We start from the raw sequence: 19,280 nt of genomic DNA, 5'->3' as shown, positions 1-19,280 counted from the left end.
TAATACAACTAGAACTTCATCCCAACAACAAAAATCTTTGCACAACAAAGATTTACTCAAAAAAATAGCATGCCATATTAAGAATGGCAATCAAAGAAATTACTTTACCATATTCTTCCCGAAAGAATTATTTAGAAAAACGGTTTGTTTAATCTAAATATGGTAAATTATGAAGACAATTACACATAAAACTCTGTGCTTCTATTCAATTTTAATAGGTTTAATTTCAAATACAGCCTTAGCTCAGTTACATGCACCGCCACAGTGTGGTGAGAATTTTACACTTGACTGGACAGCATCTCCAGTAACTTCAAATGAATACGATTGGTCTCCAGATGGAGCTATAACTAATACTTTTTCAGATGTTGATGCTTCTGGAATTGATTTCACGGTGTCTTTCACAGGAGATACAGGTACTTTTCAAGATTGGGGAGGACAAGATACTCCTAAGGTAGGTACTTCTGCATCTTCAGGAGCATTTGAAGGATTAGATTTAAGAACAAGTGGGTTTACGGTAGCCAGTGGCATAACATGTACTATAACATTTAGTTCGCCAATTTATGCGCTTTCTTTTGATTTGTATCATGTTAATAAATCTAGTGTTCATGGTGATAAGTATACTATATCAGCTACAACTACTTCTGGAGGAACAATTTTGCCAACATTTACGGTTTCAGGAAATCCATCCTATACAGTAGATAATTCAACAGGTGTTGTAGATGCAACTGCAAGTTCTACGGCAGGTGATGATGCTATTGTAGGAGTTAATTTTTTAGATAATGATTATATCACTAGTGTTACTTTTCTATGGCAAGATTGCTCAACTTGTAGCATTAATAGAACTCATGGATCTGGATTGGGGAATTTTAGTTTTTGTTTGCCACAAACTTTAGATTTCGATGGTGTGAACGATTATATTAATAGACCTGCTTTTTTAGGAGGTAACTCAGAAATTACAATGATGTCATGGGTACGTTTAGATAATGGTTTTACAGGAGGTGAAATAATGGGACAAAAAAATCTTCGCGTTTTTGTTGATAGCAATGATAGATTGAAAGTATTTGTTAAAACCAATGGGATTGCTTTAAATAGTATAACAACTCCTGATATTCTGGCTCCAGTATTAAAAGAAAATGAATGGTGCCATGTTAGCACAAGATACAATGGAAACAAAGGGTCTGTTGATTTGTTTATAAACGGAAATATGGTGTGGAGTTATAGTTTGCTTACTGGTAATATGTTAGATAATAGTGCAAGCTGGAATAGTGATGATTTTGAAATTGGAAGAAATACTGAGTTTGATAATGCTTATTTTAAAGGAGCAATATATGAAACCAGAGTGTATAATGTGGCTTTAACCGATAGTCAATTGCAAAGACAAGTTTACCAAGAAATTGAAAATAATGGAGGGTTTGTAAGAGGTACAGTTATACCTAAAAATATTGAAGGATTGTCTTGGAATACTTTAATATTATACTATAAAATGAATATAGTAAATACTGGTTTTACACCCGATGAATCTAGTTTGAGTGTAGATGGTGGTTTAAATAATATGCGTACCTATCAGGAAAGAAATGCACCTATGCCATATGTAGCTATTAATAGTGGTGATTGGACAGACGTGTCTACTTGGGAACATGGAGATGTTTGGGATATTGATAATGCCCCTAACAGTGATTGTGCAATTGTTAGAATTGCTGATGGGGTAACTATCAATACTACAGAGACACATAATCAAATAGGGCTCTTAGTTGGAAATAATTCTGAGTTAGATGTACAAAACAATGCAGGTATAATTAATACATGGTATTTAAAATTAGACGGTAAGTTAGATTTAAATGGAGAATCTCAATTAGTACAAACAGAGTTTAGTGATTTAGATGTAACTAGTTCTGGAGCTATAGAAATAGACCAACAAGGTAAATCAGATGTACATTCATATAATTATTGGTCAGCACCTGTAAACCCTGTAAATACTACTGCTAATAATACTAATTATACAGTAGCCAATGTTTTAAAAGATGGTAGTAACCCTTTAGTTCCTCAAAATATAAATTTTATTACTTATAGTTATGATGGTCAGTCAGGTACTCCTATATCGTTAGCAGACTTTTGGATGTTTAAATTCGTAAATAGTCCGGACGATTATAATAATTGGACCCATATACGCTCTACTGGAAGCTTACAAGTAGGAGAGGGGTATACTCAAAAAGGGACAGGAACATCTGCTTCTTCTCAAAATTATGTTTTTGAAGGAAAACCAAATAACGGAAGAAAAGCCGATTCTAATGCAATGACGGGAAACAACTCTATACAATTACCAATTGGAGCTAATAACACGTACTTAGTAGGAAATCCATTTCCATCAGCAATTGATGCCCATAAGTTTATTGACGATAATATAGCTAGTATTGAAGACAATGGAGATGTGGTAGGATCGGGAACTACAACAGGAGCTTTGTATTTTTGGGACCACTGGGGAGGTGAAAGTCACAATTTACTTGATTATCAAGGAGGTTATGCTACCTTAAATAAATTAGGGGCAACTTATGCTATACCAGATCCTGGTGTGTCTAATCAAGATACAGATAATAGTAATAAGGCTTTACCACAACGCTATATTCCAGTAGGCCAAGGTTTTTTTGTTCAAGGAGATTCAGATGGTGGAACAATAGAATTTAATAACAGTCAGAGAGTTTTTGAAAGAGAAATGGACGGTAATTCAACTTTTGTGTCTACAGCAACATCATTAACATCTAGATCTGCATCTAATAGAAGTGTATCAGAAGGTGAGGATGATATAGATAGGGTATATTTTAATTTTGTAACACCAGAAGGACCTATAAGGCAATTGTTATTGGGTGTAAAAGACGGATTAACAGAAATGATAGATTATGGCTATGATGCAGAATTATTAGATGACTTTCATCCGTCTGAATGTGCTTTTATAGTAGAAAATAAATCAATGGTTATACAAGGAATAGGAAGTATTTACAGCGGCTTAGAATTGCCTTTATATATAAGAACTGGTCAAGATGGATTAAGTACATTTACAGCAGAAAGCTTAGCGGATTTAGATGAAGATATCAATGTTTATTTTTTAGATAAAGAAACCGGTAATCGTACAATATTAGAATCGAATACAGAGGCTAGTTTAAATTTGCCAGTCGGTGAATATGTAAATAGATTTTTTATTGTGTTCGAAAGAGTAGTTTTATCTGTGGGAAATGAGTTGGAAGAAGTAAATAATTTATCTGTGTATTACAATATAACAGATAACCATATTGCAATTAGTAATGAAAAAGCATTTTCATTATCTAATGTCCAGTTATTTAACATGTTAGGTCAAGAAGTTTATAACAGCATTGAAAGACAACAGCAAATTACTAAGGCAATAATTCCAAATGTTTTTAAAACAGGAGCTTATTTAGTAAGGTTTAAATACAACAACGAAATGTTGGTTTCAAGAAAGATAATAGTAAAGTAATTTTAGTGTAATTATTTTAATTTTGGGTTGAAAAAGAGTCTGTTAATAGCGTAATAGGCTCTTTTTTGTACTTATAAACGTTTAAAATAAGGTAGCTTAACCTTAAAATAAGCAAATAATCGAATATATATAGCGGGTTAGTTTTTAGTAACTGATAAAGCTTTATATTTAAGTAAGTAGTTAATTAAAAATTGAGTAAACCTCAATGAGCTACAATGTTTCTCAAAACAACTTTGGTATAAAAAATATAGTCTATAAATAAATTATATATAGTAAAAGTAATAATTATGGGTAATTATTAATTATTTATTTTAATTATGGGTTGATAAGCCAGCTTACGGGTAATAAGCTGGCTTTTTTTTAACCATGAATGGTTCCAGATACACTTAATTTAGACATTAACTCGGCTTCAAAAGCGAGTAAATCATTCCATTTTTGGTTCACTACCTCTATATCTTCTCCATATTGTCTAGCAAACTTTAAAAACAAAGTATAGTGATTTGCTTCAGAAATCATAAGTTCTCTGTAAAATTCTTGTAATTCGGAATCGTTAATTTCTTCAGAAAGAAGTCTAAAGCGTTCACAGCTTCTTGCTTCTATCATGGCAGAATAAAGTAATTTGTGAACTAGGTTGTAACTTTCATTTTTAGGCTTAGGAAAGAATTTTGTTAGTTGTCTAACATATTCATCTCTTCTTTCTTTACCTAAAACCCAACCTCTTTTTACAACTATGTCATGAACCATTTTAAAATGATCTAACTCTTCTTGAGCTAATTCTAACATTGCTGAAACTAATTCTGGTCTGTCAGAAAACTTTACAGCTATAGATATAGCAGAGCTAGCAGCTTTTTGTTCGCAAAAAGCATGATCGGTTAAAATTTCATGAATATCTTTTTCTACAATATTAACCCATCTTGGATCTGTAGCAAGTTTTAATCCTAACATTGACATATCTCTCTAAGTTTTAAGAAGGCAAAAATAGAAATATATAATATTAAAGACTAAAAACTAGATGTCTAAATCAAATTCTTTTCGAAGTAAATCAAGAGCAGGGTTTAACTCACAAAGTTTTTCAAATTTTTCTCTAGCAGTAAAAGCGTATTTCTTTTGTGTAGCTTCATTAACAACTATATGAAAATTTACATTGTAGTTATTAACTTTTTTTCGCAAGTAAGCTAAAATAGGGTATTGAGCTCTTTCTAGCTCAACTTTCATGGTTTCGTTAGGGAATTCTAAATGAATAGTTTCATTTTTAATTTTTGGAATGTCAACCTCTAAAATAGAAGCTAAAATTTTTTCGCCTTTTTTGTGCAAAATTTCAATGTATTTATTCCAAAAATTGATTAAATCACTATCCTTAAAAGGATCGGTAGGTAATTCTACATGTTGAGTTTCTTTTTCTTGTTTGGCTTTAAGGTGGTCTTGTTTCTTTTTTACACTTGCTAATGATAGACCTGAAATTCTGTTTTTTTCAGGTTTCATTGTAGGTTGTTTTGTTTCAGGTTTAGGCTCTGAAATTATATTTTCTTGTTGTTGGCTAGTTGAAGTTTCTACTTTAGGTAACTCTACAGGTTTGGTAATTACAGATGAGTGCGTACTAATAAAGAAAGTAGCAGGAATTATGAAGTTGTTAGGCTTTTTTTTTTCACCATTAAAAGTAATGGAAGCCAATTGCATTAAACATAATTCAACTAATAAACGCTGATTTTTACTGGTCTTGTATTTAAGATCACAATCATTAGCTTTATCTATGGCGGTAATTAAAAAGCCTTGTGAGCTTAATTTAGATTGTTCTAAATATTGTTGCTTAGCTCTTTCTCCAACTTCAAGTAAAGGAATTGTAGCTTGATTTTGGCAGACTAATAAATCTCTAAAGTGAGAGGCAAGGCCAGCAATAAAGTGGTGTCCGTCAAATCCTTTAGCTAAGCATTCATTAAACAATATTAGCAGTTCAGGTATTTGATTGTTGAGAATATAATCTGTAGCTTTAAAATACGTATCGTAATCTAAAACATTTAAGTTTTCGGTAACTGCTTGTCTAGTTAAGTTACTACCAGAAAAACTAACAACTCTGTCAAAAATAGATAATGCATCTCTCATGGCACCATCTGCTTTTTGGGCTATAATATGCAAAGCATCTTCCTCTGCAGTAATTCCTTGCTCTTTGGCTATATATGCTAAATATTCGGCTGCATCTTTAACTGTGATTCTTTTGAAATCGAAAACCTGACATCTAGATAATATGGTCGGAATAATTTTATGTTTTTCGGTTGTTGCTAATATAAAAATAGCGTGTTTAGGAGGTTCTTCTAGAGTTTTTAAAAAAGCATTAAAAGCAGCTTGAGATAACATGTGTACCTCATCTATAATATAAACTTTGTAAGAACCAACTTGTGGAGGTATTCTAACTTGTTCAATTAAACTTCTAATATCATCTACAGAGTTATTTGAAGCTGCGTCTAATTCAAATATATTAAAAGCAAAATCTTCATTTTCGTCTTGATGCTCTTGCTGATTAATTTGCTTTGCTAATATTCGTGCACAAGAAGTTTTACCAACACCACGAGGCCCACAAAATAATAAAGCTTGAGCCAAATGGTTATTATCTATAGCATTTAATAGTGTATTGGTAATAGCTTGTTGTCCAACAACATTTTTAAATGTTTTTGGACGGTATTTTCGTGCCGATACTACAAAATGCTCCATAATTGCTTTTACTTAACAAATATAGAAAATAGCCATAAAATTATTGGAATGTAAATTGTAATTTATTTAGATGTTATCAACAATATAATGTTACTTTTGCAGTAAGCAGGCTACCTTATCGCTGTCTTATTTAATAGGAGAGAGGAAAGTCCGGACACCATAGTGTGCTATAGCGGCTAACAGCCGTCCATCGTGAGATGAGGACAAGTGCAACAGAAAGAATGTACAGGTAATGCTGTAGTGAAATCAGGTAAACTCTATAGGGTGCAACGCCATGTAAACCAACGTTAAAGAGTTACACGCTCAATGTTGGAGGGTAGGCGGTTTGAAACTAATAGTAATATTAGTTCTAGATAAATGATAAGGGCTCTTTTAAGAGAACAGAATCCGGCTTATTGCCTGCTTATTTTTTAAAAAACTTAAGTGCTTTTTTGTTTTTGTCGTTACTAATTTGAATAAAATACATACCGCTTTTAAGACTACTTACATTTAATTGGATTTCTGAGAGATTATAATTTTTGTCTATTATAACTTTTCCTATAACGTTTGTAATTCTAATATTACTAATTGTGTTTTCTGTTTTAACAGTTAAAATATTGCTAACAGGATTTGGATATAATTGTGTTTTTTGCTTTGATTCGTTTTCAATGTTTAATACTTGAACAGTTATTCTTCCAGTCATATTGCCAGGGTGTATGTCACATCTATAATCAGTGACACCAATATTGTTAAACGTATGTGTAAAGGTCATTCCCATACCATTAATATTACCACTGTCAAATGTTTCTACTCCAGATGTACTCGTAACAGTATGTGTAGAATTATCTCCCCAGGTCCATCTAACAGAGTCACCTTGATTAATTGTTAAATCTCCAGAAGGGTTGAAAGTCCAGTTAATATCATGTGTGGTTTGAGCAAGAAAAGTAATAGGGGCTAACAATAAAATAAGAGAAAGAATAATTTTTTTCATAATAATTAAAAATTGATTAGCTTCTTAAAGTTACAAAAAAAAACGATAAGTATTTTGTTTACAGTGTTTTATCTATTCTTCTTCTGATGAAATTACGGTATGTTCAAAAAAGCTAAAAGTGCAACCTCCATAGCTCTTTGAAAAACTGTAATAAGGTAGTTTTTCTAGATTTGTGTGTTTAGAATGTTCTATAATTAGATAACCATCGCTTAAAAGTAAATTTTTAGAAAATATTAATTCTGGAATTTTTGCAAAATCTGCATCTGAAAAATCATACGGTGGGTCTGCAAATACAATTGTTGAGGGTGTTTTCCATTTCTCTAAAAACTTATATACATCACTTTTTAAACAAGTAATGTCAAAATCCAATTCTCTAGCTGTTTTTTTAATGAAAGATGTACAACTATAATCTGCATCAACTGCTGTTATCTTAGAGCATCCTCTTGAAGCAAATTCATAACTTATATTTCCTGTTCCAGAAAATAGATCTAATAATGATATTTCAGGAAAACAAAAATCGTTGTTTAAAATATTAAATAATGCTTCTTTTGCAAAATCGGTAGTAGGTCTTACAGGTAACTTTTTAGGAGCAACTAAACGCCTCCCTTTATGTTTTCCAGATATTATTCGCATTTAAAAAGTATTTAATAAAGTAAAGTGGTCGTGTCCGTATTTTGGTTTTTGCTCTGGATCTCTATAAACAAATTGGGTTTCTCTACTTCCAAATGAAACATTTCTAATATATTGATAGACTAAACTGTATACTTCATCATCCAATCCAATGTTTCCTAAAAAAATAAAATCAATAGTTTCGGTGTCTATTTCTAGCTGTTCGATTGTAAATAATAAAAAATAGATAAAATCTTCTTTAGTAGTAAATGAAAAATGGTTGTAAAACTGAAGTTTACCTTCTTTTACATAAACTAATTCAAAAGAATTTTTACTAACATGACAATACAATTTGGTTGTAAAAGAATTCACTTGATGTAGCAGTTTCTTTACTAGTAAAGTGCTAGAGTGGTGGTAGTCTAAGCTACCAAAACGATCGAAAAAGAAATTATTAATATTTACTAAAGGAACGAATACAGAAATAATGCTATGAGGTACAATTTCGTCAGTAGCAATAAAGTCAGATTCAAATATTTTATTGTTAAACTTTAGATAGTCAATTAGATTTTCTTCTTTAAATAAATCTTTAGGAACAAAAGTAGCTAAGTTGTTTTTGTGAATTAAACTCACTTGTTTAAACTCTTGTTGTAAGAATTCATTAGAAATGAAAAGCTCTTGTAGTTTTTGTTCTAACTCAAGAGGGGTTAATTGTTTATCAAAATAAAATTCTTCTAAAGCAACTATATTTTTTTCTATAGTATCTAGAATACAAAAAGAAAGTCCATCCAAGCTAGCTTGAACGGACAGTTGTAAGTTTGATAGTATATTAAGACTACTTTTCTTCGTCATATTTTCTTGGCCAGTTACCGTTGGTACTAACTTCATCCATAGATCCTACACTAATGAATTCTCCATTAACACCATCTACAGCTTGTAATTCTAATTCTTCAGCAACCAAGTTTTTAGGTTGATCTTCTAATAAATACTTTTTAGAAATCTTAGCCTCGAAAACTGGTAACATAGATTTACCTTTTTCAATTTCTCCAGCGTCTAACTTAAAGATTTGATCAGATCCAGGAACGTTCATCATTGTTTTATAACGATCAGAGTTTTTAAAGATAGAATCTTTTACAGAAGCTGTACCTATAGTATCAATAATAACGATGTCTTTTGTGTTTTCTACACCATAAGTCTTAAAGTATTCTTCATCATTTATACTAGAATCTCTACGTTGAGTTAAAGTATACTCTGCAGTATCTATAAACCTAACTAAAGCATTAAAGTCTTTAGAATACTTACCAGTAACTGCTTTATGAGCAATTTGCGCATCTCTAATATCTTTTAAGTTTTCGATTACTTTTGCGTAGCGAATCTCTTTTTCTTTCTTGAACTCTATTGGAGCCATAATTGAATCGTACAGTTTCCAACCAACAAAAACAGCTATTAGCCAAAATAAAATAGTAAAAATCCACTTTGTTTTCTGAGGAACAAATTTATCGATAAGCTTTACTAAAACAACAGCAGCTACTAAAGTTAAAAGAATTAAAACTAATGTAATCATTATGTATTAAATTATAGATTATAAATGTATGTACGCAAATCTACAATTTTTTTTCAATCAGAAAAGGAATAAGTTCAAATTTTATATGGTATAATTTTAAGGAAAAGAAAAAAACCTACCTATCTTTGAAAAACATAAATCTACTGAGTCTGAATTAATGAATGTTACTGAGTTTTATACCTTACTAAAAGAACAATTTCCATTTGAGTTAACACTAAAACAAGAGGCAGTTTTACAGAAGTTGTCTAATTTTATATTAGATGGAGATAAAGAAAGTTTATTTTTATTAAAAGGCTATGCAGGTACTGGAAAAACCACATTAATAAGTACTTTAGTTACCAATATGTGGAAAGCGCATAAATCTGCTGTTTTATTAGCACCTACAGGTAGAGCGGCTAAAGTAATTGCAAAATACTCTAAACGAGAAGCACTAACCATACATAAAAAAATATATTTTCCTAAAAAACAAAAAGGAGGTGGATTAAGTTTTGTTTTGCAACCTAATAAACACAAAAACACTATTTTTATTGTAGATGAGGCTTCTATGATATCTGATGTAAATTCAGATTCTAAACTTTTTGAAAACGGTTCTTTACTGGATGACTTATTAATGTATGTTTATGCTGGACATAATTGTAAATTAGTTTTTATTGGAGATACTGCACAGCTGCCACCAGTAAAGTTAGATATTAGTCCTGCATTAGATGAAAACAAACTAGCCTTAAATTATAATAAGACTGTTGATTTTTTAGAACTAGATGAAGTAGTACGACAATCTGAAGGATCAGGTATTCTAACCAATGCTACTTTTATAAGAGAACAATTGTCATCTCATTTTTTTGACAATTTTAAATTTCATTTACAATCTTTTACAGATATCGTTCGTTTAACAGATGGGTATGACATTCAGGAAGCAATTACGGATGCTTACAATAATCATAGTAGAGAAGACACTGCTATTATAGTTAGATCTAATAAAAGGGCTAATATTTACAATCAACAAATCCGTTCAAGAATTTTATTTCAGGAAAATGAATTAAGTACTGGAGATTATCTAATGGTTGTTAAGAATAATTATTTTTGGCTAAAGGAATCTAGTGAAGCTGGTTTTATTGCTAATGGTGATATAATAGAGGTTCTAGAGATATTTTCTTTTAAAGAGTTGTACGGTTTTCGTTTTGCAGAAGTAAAAGTAAGAATGGTAGATTACCCAAATATGGCCGATTTTGAAACCGTTTTATTATTAAATACTATTGATGCAGAAACACCAGCTTTATCTTATGAAGATGGTAATAAATTGTATCAAGAGGTAATGAAAGATTATGAAAACGAAACTTCTAAATATAAAAAGTTTCAAAAAGTAAAGAAAAACAAGTATTTTAATGCTTTACAAGTTAAGTTTTCATATGCTATTACATGTCATAAGTCTCAAGGAGGGCAGTGGAAAACAGTCTTTGTAGAACAACCATATTTACCTAATGGAGTAAGTAAAGATTATTTAAGATGGTTGTATACAGCTATAACAAGAGCAGAAGAAAAGTTGTATTTAATTGGCTTTAAAGGCGATTTTTTTGTTGAAGATTAATAATATAATATAGATATGTTAGAGTTATCAGAAACCATTATTAGTATATTTTTAGGAGTTGGTTTAGCGGCTTCGGTGGGGTTTAGAGTATTCGTCCCTTTATTTGCTTTAAGTTTAGCAGCCTATTTAGATGTTATTCCGTTAAATGAAAGTTGGCAATGGATTGGTAGCATGACAGCCTTAGTAACTTTAGGAATTGCTACTGTGCTTGAAATATTTGCGTATTATATTCCTTGGTTTGATAACTTGTTAGATACTATAGCTGTTCCATTAGCAGCTGTAGCCGGAACTGCAGTTATGGTTAGTACAGCAGCAAACTTAGATCCGTTGGTAACTTGGGCTTTAGCAATTATAGCAGGAGGGGGAACTGCAGCAGCTATAAAAGGAACAGCTGCAACAACAAGAGCCACATCTACAGCAACAACGGGTGGAATAGCTAACCCTGTAGTTGCAACTGTTGAAACAGGAGGGGCAACTGCTATGTCTGCGTTATCAATTTTTATTCCCGTGATAGCTGCTATTGTAGCTGTTTTAATGTTAGTTGGAAGTTTTTTCTTCTTTAAGAAGGTTAAAACTTTTTTTAAGAAAAGTTAACTATGAAAAAAGTAACAAGTATAGAAGAGTATATAGAGAATCATGAAAATTGGTCTGATTTGTTAAATGAGTTGAGATCTATTTTGTTGAGTACAGAGCTAGAAGAAACCTTAAAATGGAGTGCACCAGTGTATACTATTAACGGTAAAAATGTAGTTGGGTTAGGAGCTTTTAAACATCATGCAGGTATATGGTTTTTTAATGGTGTTTTTTTAAAAGATGAACAAAATAAACTAGTAAATGCTCAAGAAGGAAAAACCAAAGCTTTACGCCAGTGGAGATTTAGTGAAAACGAATCCGTAGATAAAAACTTGGTTAAGGCATATGTGCTTGAAGCAATAGAAAATCAAAAGTTAGGAAAGGAAATAAAACCTGTTCGCAATAAAAAAGAAGTTGTTTTAGAAGGTCTACTTAAAGACGCTTTATTAGCTAGTAGAGAATTAAAGACTGCTTTTGAAAAATTAACACCTGGTAAGCAAAGAGAGTATGTAGATCATATTAGTTCGGCTAAAAGAGAAGCTACTCAAATAAATAGATTAGAAAAAGTTAAACCTATGATTTTAGAAGGGAAGGGTTTACATGATAAATATAAAAACTGTTAACGATAATGAATTTTAATAAATTATTAGCTCTTTGTTGTGGTATATGTGCTTTAACCATTTTTGTAACCTATTTTGTAAATTACTATGAAGCTCTGGAAAGTTTTTCTTCTGAGCTACAGTTAACAGTTATAGGAGTGTCAACACTAGGTTTTTTAGGCTTTTTAGGAGTTCTTATATGGAAAATAAAAGAAGTTTTTAGCAAAGGTTATATATATACAACAATCATTTTATCTATTATTTCTGGGTTGTCAATGTGGTTGAATTACTTTCTGTATGTACGAATATAATTAACTACTTTTGTTTCCCAATAAATAAAAGCAAGCCACATATAAGGTGTGAATATGAAAACAGTAGCAATGATACCGGCTCGTTATGAAGCCTCAAGATTCCCTGGTAAACTAATGAAAGACCTAGGAGGGAAATCAGTTATAATGCGTACTTATGAAAACGCTGTTAGTACTCAATTGTTTTCTGATGTATATGTAGTAACTGATTCTAATTTGATTTATGAAGAAGTTGTAAATAATGGCGGAAATGCAATTATGAGTATAGCAGAGCATGAGTGTGGAAGCGATCGTATTGCAGAAGCAGTAACTAATATTGAATGTGATATTGTGGTTAATGTACAAGGAGATGAACCTTTTGTGCATAAAGATGCATTAAGTGATCTGTTAAAAGTTTTTAAAGGAGATGAAGATAAAGAAATAGATTTAGCTTCTATAATGCACTCGATTACTGATTTAGATGAAATAAATAACTCAAATGCAGTAAAAGTGGTAATAGATAATAACAATAGAGCTTTGTATTTTTCTCGTTCGCCAATTCCTTATGCTAGAGAAAAATCTACAGCAAAGTATTACAAACACCAAGGTATTTACGCTTTTAGAAAACAAGCATTGTTAGATTTTACTAAGTTACCTATGAAGTACTTAGAAGCTACCGAAAAATTAGAACAACTACGTTATTTAGAATTTAATAAAAATATTAAAATGGTAGAAACTCCTCATATTTCTATTGGTATAGATACCCCTGAGGATTTAGTAGCAGCGAATAAAAAGTTTTAAATGAAGATAATCAGGTTTATAAATTTTATTATTAATCTTTTTGCTTGGCTAGTTGTCTTGCTGGTAATTAATTATTTAGTTTCAAAATTAATTAATATACATGATTATGTTATTTCTTCTTTAGTTTTTTATTCAATAGCTTTCTTATTATTTATATTCTATTATTCTTTTTTTGAGTTAAAATATCAAAAAACATTAGGGAAATTTATTACTAAAACGAAAGTTGTAAAAATGAATGGAGGTAAACCAGATAATTCAGATATATTTTCTCGTACTTTTTTTAGGTTAATACCTTTTGATCATTTTTCGTTTTTGATATTTAAAAACGGAATTCATGATTTTTTATCTAAAACTAAAGTGGAAAAAGATAAATAGGTTTCAGTCTCTTTCAAGAATAAACAATTCATTTATTTTCTGAGTTTTTATACGTTGTATACTCTTAAAAATACCTTTGTTAAGTTTATGGAGTTGTTGATTTCTTTCTATCTCTCTGTTTGAACTAACTATTGAGTTGAATAGACATACTCCGTTGCTATTAAGTGTTTTATATATGTCTACCCAAAATACTTTGTTAAATAAATTATCAGGCATTTGTTCATCATTAAATATATCAACTATAATAAGATCAAATGTATCTTTTGTATTGCTTATATAATCAAAAGCATCGTCTATTTTAAGATCTAAATTTTGAGCTTTATCTAAATTAAAATATTCGTTTGCTAAACCAATTACATCTGCATCAATCTCAACACCAGTAATTGGAATATGAAGTTTAAAGTCTCTTCTAATAGTTTCTATAACACTACCACCTGCAACCCCTAAAACTAAAATATTTTTAAAAGAATTTAATTTAGTTTCTCCTATAGCTGTTAGACCTTTTTTTAGAGCTTTCTGAAGGTTTCCATAGCTATAATTAACATGTTCGGCATCAATTAGTAATTTACCATTAACCATAGTAATTTCTAATTGGCCACTTCTAGACGAAGGAATTTGTTTTACCCTTATAGGATATAGGTAACTAATAAGCTTTTTAAGTCGGGTCATTTTGCAAGATATTGGGGTATCTGTAACCAAATATACATTTTTTTAATAATAATTTGTTTAGGTTTGCTTTTTATGTAAAAAGCAAATTAAAGATTTCATTGCTTTTTATGTATCTTTAAGTAAAGTAAATTTTACTATATAAATGAAAGCTATTTATAAGTTTATATATTTTAAACTGTTGAAATGGGAAATTATAGGTGATTTTCCTCGTGACTTAAATAAGTACATTGTTATTGCTGTACCTCATACTCATTGGCATGATTTTCCAATGGGTATTATGTTGAGAAATATATTAGATACAAAAATAAATTTTGTAGCAAAAAAAGAGTTGTTTAAAGGTCCTTTAGGCTGGTATTTACGAAAAGTAGGTGGTTATGCTATTGATAGAACCAAGGGGCAGAATAAAGTTGAAGCTTATGCTCAATTATTTAAAGATAATGATAAGTTTATTTTGAATATAGCTCCAGAAGGTACTAGAAAGAAAGTAGAAAAATGGAAAACGGGTTTTTATTATATTGCTAAAGAAGCTCAAGTGCCAATAGTTATGGTTGCTTTTGATTTTGGTAAAAAACAGCATAAAATATCGGCTCCTTTTTACCCAACAGATAATGTAGAAGCCGATTTTGAATTTATGTATTCTTTTTTTGAGGGAGTAGTAGGAAGGGTTCCAGAGTACTCATAAATATATTTTCTTTTATAATTGCTCTTCTGCTGTAAAAGAACGGATAGCTTTATTAGGTTCTATAATATTATAACCTTTCCAAAAATCAGGATTGTATTTAGAAAAGTGTTTAACTTCTACCTTTTTATTTTCTGTAATATTATTGACAACATCATTATTAACCTCTTCAGAATTAAAAATTACTAAATCATAAGTGCTTCTATTTATCAAATTGAAAAGCATCTGAAGTTTCAATTCGTTTTGTTTTCGCTTTCCTTTTACATGTTTATTTTTTTCTATAACCGCTAGTGGTCTGTCTAATTTAAAAGAATCAAGGTTCCTATGCTGTAAATATTGTAGTGTGTAATACTTATTTTCATCATGCTTACTAAAATGCATAGACCCTTCAAAATTGATATGATTTGCATTAATACCAAACATATTAAACTTTTTATCATAAATATTTTTACTGCTAGCATAATCAATTCTAAGAACTGCAAAATCATCTGTATTTACATACATTTTTCCGTTAAAACCATTACCATTTTTAGATCTATAACTAATCACATAAGCTAAATCATCATTAACTTCAGCATAATCTAACAATTCAAATTCATATTTATGTGACTTGTGTAGCATGTTCATTTCAGAATCTTCTTCGTAGAATAAGTTTCCTAGTAAATATCTTAATGTTTTGGTACGTTGATCATGAAAATGTTCATGTGGATTTTCTTTAGCCTTTTTCTCAGCTTCTTTAACATCGTTAACTATAGAGTCTACTTCAACTTTAGTACCAATAATACCAGATCGAATCTTTAAATAAGAATCTCTTTTGATATTCTTATTCATAATATCCATCAACTTTTTATTTAAGGCTTCAAAAGATAAGTTTAAATCTTTATTGAATAGTTTAGAACCTTTTATAATATTTAGTTTTTGTTGAGAGTTAAAATTTTGAGTGTACAAATTACCTAGAGTTTCATTATAGTAAGCCATGCGTTTAGGTATGCTATTAGCTATGCTATCTATTAATTCTTTATTCAACTCTTTTATAGACGATTTTTTAAAACCAAAATCAAATTGCTTGTAATACTGGCTGTAACTTTCTCTTAGAAAAAACTTATTTTTAGTATAACCACCTTTGTAATTACGAGTCAAGTTGTTTTTTACACGTTCTATAATTTCTTCTGGTGGTAGTTTCTTGTCTGTAACAAAAACAGTAGCTAACTCTAAAGCCTCTTCTTTCAGTTCTATTGTAGACAAATTGAACCCCTTAATAGCAAAACTTTTTTTACCATATCCCATATATGATAATTGAATAGAATCCGTCTCTTTAATGTCCTCATTTATTGTAATACTAAAGTCACCTTCTTCATTTGTTACAACACCTTTACCTTCTGCATATTTTACAGTTAAGAAAGGAATTGGATCTTTAGAATCTGTGTCAATTACTTTAGCAGCGATTGTTGTTTGAGCAGATATTGTATATCCAGCAAGTAAAAAGCATAAAAAAATAGAAAATCTGTTCACCATGGTTAGTGTTTTAAATTTGAAGCCAAATTCTGATATTTCTAATTACTAAACAAATATTAGACCATTTTTAAGAATTTTTTAGCGTTCAATACATTTTATTGATGTGACCATTCAGTTTCAGAATTAGTATTCTTAGGAGATAGTCCTAATACTTCATTATTAGTGTTGACTCCAAGACCTAAAACAGTTCTGTTAACATAGTTAAAATAAGAAACAACCTGATTAATTTCTAATAGTTCACCGTCATCTATTCCTGCTTGCTGATACATTTCTATATCAGATTTCTGAATATTGTATGGTTCAAAGGTTAGTTTTTTGGTATAATTTGCCAAATGAAGTTGTTTGTTGTTTAGCACACTGGATAAATTGTCTTCTTGTATTGCTTGTTTTATGGCTTTAGCCTTTTGGTTGTTATCTAAAAAATGAGACATTCCTACAAAATGATGTTCAAAACAATAGTCACATTTATTTAAAAAACTGGTATAAGTTCCTAATAGTTCTAAGAACCAATTGTCGAATGTATTATCTGAATGGTGAAGAACATTTTTGTATAAGCTCATATGACCAGTTAACGTATGCGGTCTCAAACTATGAATACTTAATACATTGTCAATTTGATTGTTTGGACCTTTAATTCGGTTGTAAATGGTTTTTAATTTACCAGTAGCCTCTTCAAAAGAAATGGTTTTTATCCAGCTCATGATTAATGTTTTGTTTTGGGGTTATTCGTATCTTTTTGTTTTTCAGAATTCTCTTTTTTTCCAGGGAAAACTAAGTTTGTACTAGAGTAGGTGTAACCAAAAGTTAGATTGGCATAGTATACCTGTGAAATTGCATCTTCAACTTGATGAGTTGCTAATTCTTTTAAGGGGTGAATAAAAACAGACCAAAGTATATTATCTGATATTGCGTACTTAACATCTAATGCGGTATGAAAGTTTGCTGTTAAAGAGTTTAAAAGTAATTCGTTATTTAATTGCTCTACCTTTGTTATAGGAGACATGATTCGCATTCTATTAGCTTTCGTGTCAGTAACACAAATTAGAAGTACATCTTCTTTATGAAATTGCCAGTAACCTAAACGACTACGGTCTTGAATACTATCTGATTGTTTTTTTATGATTTTTTGTAGCTCCTCATTGCTCATATCTTGTGCTAAAGAAGAGTAAATACTGGTGGCAAGTAGTAATAATAACAGAAATACACGCATTTGACCTTTTATATGAAGATTAGACGTATAATTTACATTATTATTACTTAAATATAAAGATGTTTGTCATCTCAATGCTTAAAAAGATATAGATCTATTTATAGGTTCTTCTAAAGAAATAAAAGTTTCTGTTCTCGTTACTTCTTTAATTTGTTTGATTTTTTTGTTTAAAACTGTCATTAAATGATCATTGTCTTTAGTATATAGTTTTACAAATAATCCGTATTCACCCGTAGTATAATGAGCTTCAACCACTTCTTCAATACGTTTTAACTGATTAATTATTTGTTCGTAGTTACTATTCTTATCTAAAAAAACTCCAACGAAAGCGCAGGTAGCATATCCTAATTTTTTTTCATCGAGTCGTAAAGTAAATTCTTTAATAATACCACCTCGTTTAATTTTTCCGATTCTTTGATGTATAGCAGCACTAGTAACACCTACAAAACTAGCTATATCTACTACTTTAATTCTAGCATCTTTTATGAGGTGTTTTAAAATTTTTTTATCGGTACTATCTAAATGAAAGTTCATAAGCTATTTTGTATATGGTTAAGTAATAAAAAATTATTTAATTAAGCATTAAAGTTTCAAAAAAAAAGCAATATATGCAAAAGCATAAAAAAAATAAACTTATTTAAACATTTTAATTTAATAACTAAATATTTTTGTTTTCAGAATTAATAACTTAATTATCATGAAAACTATTAAAAGAAGTTTAGCAAGTGAACAATTAATCACTAAATCGAAAGAAGTATTTGAAACACAATTGAAAAAGCGTTTAAACTTAACTAAGGTGAATGCGCCTCTTTATGTATCTGAAAATTCTGGTTTGAATGATAATCTAAATGGAGTAGAAAGACCAGTATCTTTTAAGTTAGGAGGAGTTGAACATGAAATTGTACATTCATTAGCAAAATGGAAACGTTGGTACCTTGGAGAGCTTGAAGCTAAAAAAGGGGAAGGTATAGTAACCGATATGAAAGCAATAAGGGCAGATGAAGAATTATCGAGTATTCATTCACATTTGGTAGATCAATGGGATTGGGAAAAGGTTATTGATAAGCAAGAGAGGACTATTGAAACCTTGGTTGCTCATGGAACGGCAGTTTTTGAAGCATTAAAAGAGACCGAGAAAGAGATGGCTACAAAGATTGGTAGAGTAGTAAGCTTACCAGAATCGTTAACTGTAATGCATACAGAAGATTTATATGAAAAATATCCTGCATTAAGTTCAAAAGAACGAGAACATGCTATAACTAGAGAGTTTGGAGCAGTTTTATTAATTGGCATAGGAGACAAGCTGTCTAACGGAGTAGAACATGATTTAAGAGCTCCAGATTACGATGATTGGACAACCAAAGATGCACAAGGTAGACCTGGTATTAATGCCGATTTATTGGTCTGGGACTCTATAAGAGAAAAGAGTTTAGAAATTAGTTCTATGGGTGTTCGTGTAGATGAAAAAGCTTTAGAACATCAATTAAAACTAACAGGACAAGAAAAAAGAAAAGAATTACCTTTTCATACGGCTTTATTAGCGGGAAAACTGCCTTATACAATAGGTGGTGGAATAGGGCAAAGTAGAGTAGCAATGTTTGTAAATAAAAGAGCGGATATTTCAACCGTACAGCCTATCTTTACGGCATATTAA

General features: G+C 30.4%; 20 protein-coding genes and 1 other RNA gene. 10 read left to right on the top strand and 11 right to left on the bottom strand.

From position 1 onward, the window contains the following. The first annotated feature begins 169 nt into the window (after positions 1–169). Positions 170–3,487, top strand: coding sequence for a LamG-like jellyroll fold domain-containing protein (locus tag ACFQ1O_RS00435; RefSeq protein ID WP_377712154.1), 3,318 nt, complete (start codon positions 170–172; stop codon positions 3,485–3,487). A gap of 360 nt (positions 3,488–3,847) precedes the next feature. On the opposite strand, the gene miaE is transcribed toward ACFQ1O_RS00435, so the two are convergent. Together miaE and dnaX are read right to left on the bottom strand one after the other, a co-directional pair. Beyond that, positions 3,848–4,432, bottom strand: coding sequence for a tRNA-(ms[2]io[6]A)-hydroxylase (gene miaE, locus ACFQ1O_RS00430; RefSeq protein WP_377712279.1), 585 nt, complete (start codon positions 4,430–4,432; stop codon positions 3,848–3,850). A gap of 63 nt (positions 4,433–4,495) precedes the next feature. Beyond that, entirely contained in the window at positions 4,496–6,193 is a 1,698-nt protein-coding gene (dnaX, locus tag ACFQ1O_RS00425; protein WP_377712152.1) for a DNA polymerase III subunit gamma/tau, read from the bottom strand. 102 nt (positions 6,194–6,295) lie between these two features. Between dnaX and rnpB the strand changes: the two genes are divergently transcribed. Beyond that, positions 6,296–6,603, top strand: an RNA gene (gene rnpB, locus ACFQ1O_RS00420) — RNase P RNA component class A. Here the strand turns inward: rnpB and ACFQ1O_RS00415 are convergent. The 4 genes from ACFQ1O_RS00415 to ACFQ1O_RS00400 all read right to left on the bottom strand — a co-directional run bounded on the left by ACFQ1O_RS00415 (position 6,597) and on the right by ACFQ1O_RS00400 (position 9,333). Next, positions 6,597–7,163: a T9SS type A sorting domain-containing protein gene (locus ACFQ1O_RS00415; protein WP_377712150.1), complete on the bottom strand. Its 567-nt coding sequence runs from the start codon at positions 7,161–7,163 to the stop codon at positions 6,597–6,599. The two genes, rnpB and ACFQ1O_RS00415, sit on opposite strands and share 7 nt — an antisense overlap. A 72-nt stretch (positions 7,164–7,235) precedes the next feature. Then, positions 7,236–7,796, bottom strand: coding sequence for an RsmD family RNA methyltransferase (locus ACFQ1O_RS00410; RefSeq protein WP_377712148.1), 561 nt, complete (start codon positions 7,794–7,796; stop codon positions 7,236–7,238). Next, the gene (locus ACFQ1O_RS00405) at positions 7,797–8,657 is read right to left on the bottom strand and encodes a DUF3822 family protein (RefSeq protein WP_377712146.1); all 861 of its coding nucleotides are present in this window, start codon (positions 8,655–8,657) and stop codon (positions 7,797–7,799) included. Next, complete coding sequence (locus ACFQ1O_RS00400) at positions 8,605–9,333, bottom strand: hypothetical protein (RefSeq protein WP_377712144.1); 729 nt, start codon at positions 9,331–9,333, stop codon at positions 8,605–8,607. Before ACFQ1O_RS00400 ends, ACFQ1O_RS00405 begins: the two co-directional genes overlap by 53 nt. 157 nt (positions 9,334–9,490) lie before the next feature. On the opposite strand from ACFQ1O_RS00400, the gene ACFQ1O_RS00395 reads away from it, so the two are divergent. From ACFQ1O_RS00395 to ACFQ1O_RS00370, 6 genes are read left to right on the top strand one after another with little or no spacing between them, the layout of a single operon-like run. Next, positions 9,491–10,918 (top strand): ATP-dependent DNA helicase, encoded by a 1,428-nt coding sequence (locus ACFQ1O_RS00395; RefSeq protein WP_377712142.1) that lies wholly within the window; start codon positions 9,491–9,493, stop codon positions 10,916–10,918. 15 nt (positions 10,919–10,933) lie between these two features. Further along, entirely contained in the window at positions 10,934–11,512 is a 579-nt protein-coding gene (locus tag ACFQ1O_RS00390) for a DUF4126 domain-containing protein (RefSeq protein WP_377712140.1), read from the top strand. A gap of 2 nt (positions 11,513–11,514) precedes the next feature. Beyond that, a complete protein-coding gene (locus tag ACFQ1O_RS00385) occupies positions 11,515–12,114 on the top strand; it encodes a YdeI/OmpD-associated family protein (RefSeq protein ID WP_377712138.1) in 600 nt (199 codons plus the stop codon). A 5-nt stretch (positions 12,115–12,119) separates the two neighbouring features. Continuing rightward, the gene (locus ACFQ1O_RS00380) at positions 12,120–12,401 is read left to right on the top strand and encodes a hypothetical protein (RefSeq protein ID WP_377712136.1); all 282 of its coding nucleotides are present in this window, start codon (positions 12,120–12,122) and stop codon (positions 12,399–12,401) included. A 54-nt stretch (positions 12,402–12,455) separates the two neighbouring features. Next, positions 12,456–13,178, top strand: coding sequence for a 3-deoxy-manno-octulosonate cytidylyltransferase (gene kdsB, locus ACFQ1O_RS00375; RefSeq protein ID WP_377712134.1), 723 nt, complete (start codon positions 12,456–12,458; stop codon positions 13,176–13,178). Further along, entirely contained in the window at positions 13,179–13,553 is a 375-nt protein-coding gene (locus tag ACFQ1O_RS00370) for an RDD family protein (RefSeq protein WP_377712132.1), read from the top strand. A 3-nt stretch (positions 13,554–13,556) separates the two neighbouring features. Here ACFQ1O_RS00370 and ACFQ1O_RS00365 read toward each other — a convergent pair whose 3' ends face one another. Beyond that, complete coding sequence (locus ACFQ1O_RS00365; RefSeq protein ID WP_377712130.1) at positions 13,557–14,222, bottom strand: spermidine synthase; 666 nt, start codon at positions 14,220–14,222, stop codon at positions 13,557–13,559. A 142-nt stretch (positions 14,223–14,364) separates the two neighbouring features. Between ACFQ1O_RS00365 and ACFQ1O_RS00360 the strand changes: the two genes are divergently transcribed. Continuing rightward, positions 14,365–14,904: a 1-acyl-sn-glycerol-3-phosphate acyltransferase gene (locus ACFQ1O_RS00360; protein ID WP_377712129.1), complete on the top strand. Its 540-nt coding sequence runs from the start codon at positions 14,365–14,367 to the stop codon at positions 14,902–14,904. 12 nt (positions 14,905–14,916) lie between these two features. Here ACFQ1O_RS00360 and ACFQ1O_RS00355 read toward each other — a convergent pair whose 3' ends face one another. The 4 genes from ACFQ1O_RS00355 to ACFQ1O_RS00340 form a co-directional block, all read right to left on the bottom strand. Continuing rightward, positions 14,917–16,416 (bottom strand): carboxypeptidase-like regulatory domain-containing protein, encoded by a 1,500-nt coding sequence (locus ACFQ1O_RS00355; protein ID WP_377712128.1) that lies wholly within the window; start codon positions 16,414–16,416, stop codon positions 14,917–14,919. A gap of 95 nt (positions 16,417–16,511) precedes the next feature. Beyond that, a complete protein-coding gene (locus tag ACFQ1O_RS00350; protein WP_377712127.1) occupies positions 16,512–17,117 on the bottom strand; it encodes a peroxidase-related enzyme in 606 nt (201 codons plus the stop codon). Between the two features lie 2 nt (positions 17,118–17,119). After that, the gene (locus ACFQ1O_RS00345; RefSeq protein WP_377712126.1) at positions 17,120–17,626 is read right to left on the bottom strand and encodes a hypothetical protein; all 507 of its coding nucleotides are present in this window, start codon (positions 17,624–17,626) and stop codon (positions 17,120–17,122) included. Between the two features lie 78 nt (positions 17,627–17,704). Beyond that, entirely contained in the window at positions 17,705–18,160 is a 456-nt protein-coding gene (locus tag ACFQ1O_RS00340; RefSeq protein ID WP_377712124.1) for an Lrp/AsnC ligand binding domain-containing protein, read from the bottom strand. A gap of 163 nt (positions 18,161–18,323) precedes the next feature. Here ACFQ1O_RS00340 and asnA point away from each other — a divergent pair, with 163 nt between their 5' ends. After that, entirely contained in the window at positions 18,324–19,280 is a 957-nt protein-coding gene (gene asnA / locus ACFQ1O_RS00335; RefSeq protein WP_377712122.1) for an aspartate--ammonia ligase, read from the top strand.

Origin of the sequence: Pseudofulvibacter geojedonensis, assembly GCF_042675745.1 — a bacterium.
Taxonomy (GTDB): domain Bacteria; phylum Bacteroidota; class Bacteroidia; order Flavobacteriales; family Flavobacteriaceae; genus Pseudofulvibacter; species Pseudofulvibacter geojedonensis.
The sequence above is the reverse complement of the archived record's forward strand: the minus strand, read 5'-3'. Positions and strand labels throughout refer to the sequence as shown.

Bases quoted from the DNA above. Each gene is read 5' to 3' on its own strand.
- ACFQ1O_RS00435 (WP_377712154.1), top strand. From the start codon at position 170: ATGAAGACAATTACACATAAAACTCTGTGCTTCTATTCAATTTTAATA.
- miaE (WP_377712279.1), bottom strand. From the start codon at position 4,432: ATGTTAGGATTAAAACTTGCTACAGATCCAAGATGGGTTAATATTGTA.
- dnaX (WP_377712152.1), bottom strand. From the start codon at position 6,193: ATGGAGCATTTTGTAGTATCGGCACGAAAATACCGTCCAAAAACATTT.
- ACFQ1O_RS00415 (WP_377712150.1), bottom strand. From the start codon at position 7,163: ATGAAAAAAATTATTCTTTCTCTTATTTTATTGTTAGCCCCTATTACT.
- ACFQ1O_RS00410 (WP_377712148.1), bottom strand. From the start codon at position 7,796: ATGCGAATAATATCTGGAAAACATAAAGGGAGGCGTTTAGTTGCTCCT.
- ACFQ1O_RS00405 (WP_377712146.1), bottom strand. From the start codon at position 8,657: ATGAAGTTAGTACCAACGGTAACTGGCCAAGAAAATATGACGAAGAAA.
- ACFQ1O_RS00400 (WP_377712144.1), bottom strand. From the start codon at position 9,333: ATGATTACATTAGTTTTAATTCTTTTAACTTTAGTAGCTGCTGTTGTT.
- ACFQ1O_RS00395 (WP_377712142.1), top strand. From the start codon at position 9,491: ATGAATGTTACTGAGTTTTATACCTTACTAAAAGAACAATTTCCATTT.
- ACFQ1O_RS00390 (WP_377712140.1), top strand. From the start codon at position 10,934: ATGTTAGAGTTATCAGAAACCATTATTAGTATATTTTTAGGAGTTGGT.
- ACFQ1O_RS00385 (WP_377712138.1), top strand. From the start codon at position 11,515: ATGAAAAAAGTAACAAGTATAGAAGAGTATATAGAGAATCATGAAAAT.
- ACFQ1O_RS00380 (WP_377712136.1), top strand. From the start codon at position 12,120: ATGAATTTTAATAAATTATTAGCTCTTTGTTGTGGTATATGTGCTTTA.
- kdsB (WP_377712134.1), top strand. From the start codon at position 12,456: ATGAAAACAGTAGCAATGATACCGGCTCGTTATGAAGCCTCAAGATTC.
- ACFQ1O_RS00370 (WP_377712132.1), top strand. From the start codon at position 13,179: ATGAAGATAATCAGGTTTATAAATTTTATTATTAATCTTTTTGCTTGG.
- ACFQ1O_RS00365 (WP_377712130.1), bottom strand. From the start codon at position 14,222: ATGACCCGACTTAAAAAGCTTATTAGTTACCTATATCCTATAAGGGTA.
- ACFQ1O_RS00360 (WP_377712129.1), top strand. From the start codon at position 14,365: ATGAAAGCTATTTATAAGTTTATATATTTTAAACTGTTGAAATGGGAA.
- ACFQ1O_RS00355 (WP_377712128.1), bottom strand. From the start codon at position 16,416: ATGGTGAACAGATTTTCTATTTTTTTATGCTTTTTACTTGCTGGATAT.
- ACFQ1O_RS00350 (WP_377712127.1), bottom strand. From the start codon at position 17,117: ATGAGCTGGATAAAAACCATTTCTTTTGAAGAGGCTACTGGTAAATTA.
- ACFQ1O_RS00345 (WP_377712126.1), bottom strand. From the start codon at position 17,626: ATGCGTGTATTTCTGTTATTATTACTACTTGCCACCAGTATTTACTCT.
- ACFQ1O_RS00340 (WP_377712124.1), bottom strand. From the start codon at position 18,160: ATGAACTTTCATTTAGATAGTACCGATAAAAAAATTTTAAAACACCTC.
- asnA (WP_377712122.1), top strand. From the start codon at position 18,324: ATGAAAACTATTAAAAGAAGTTTAGCAAGTGAACAATTAATCACTAAA.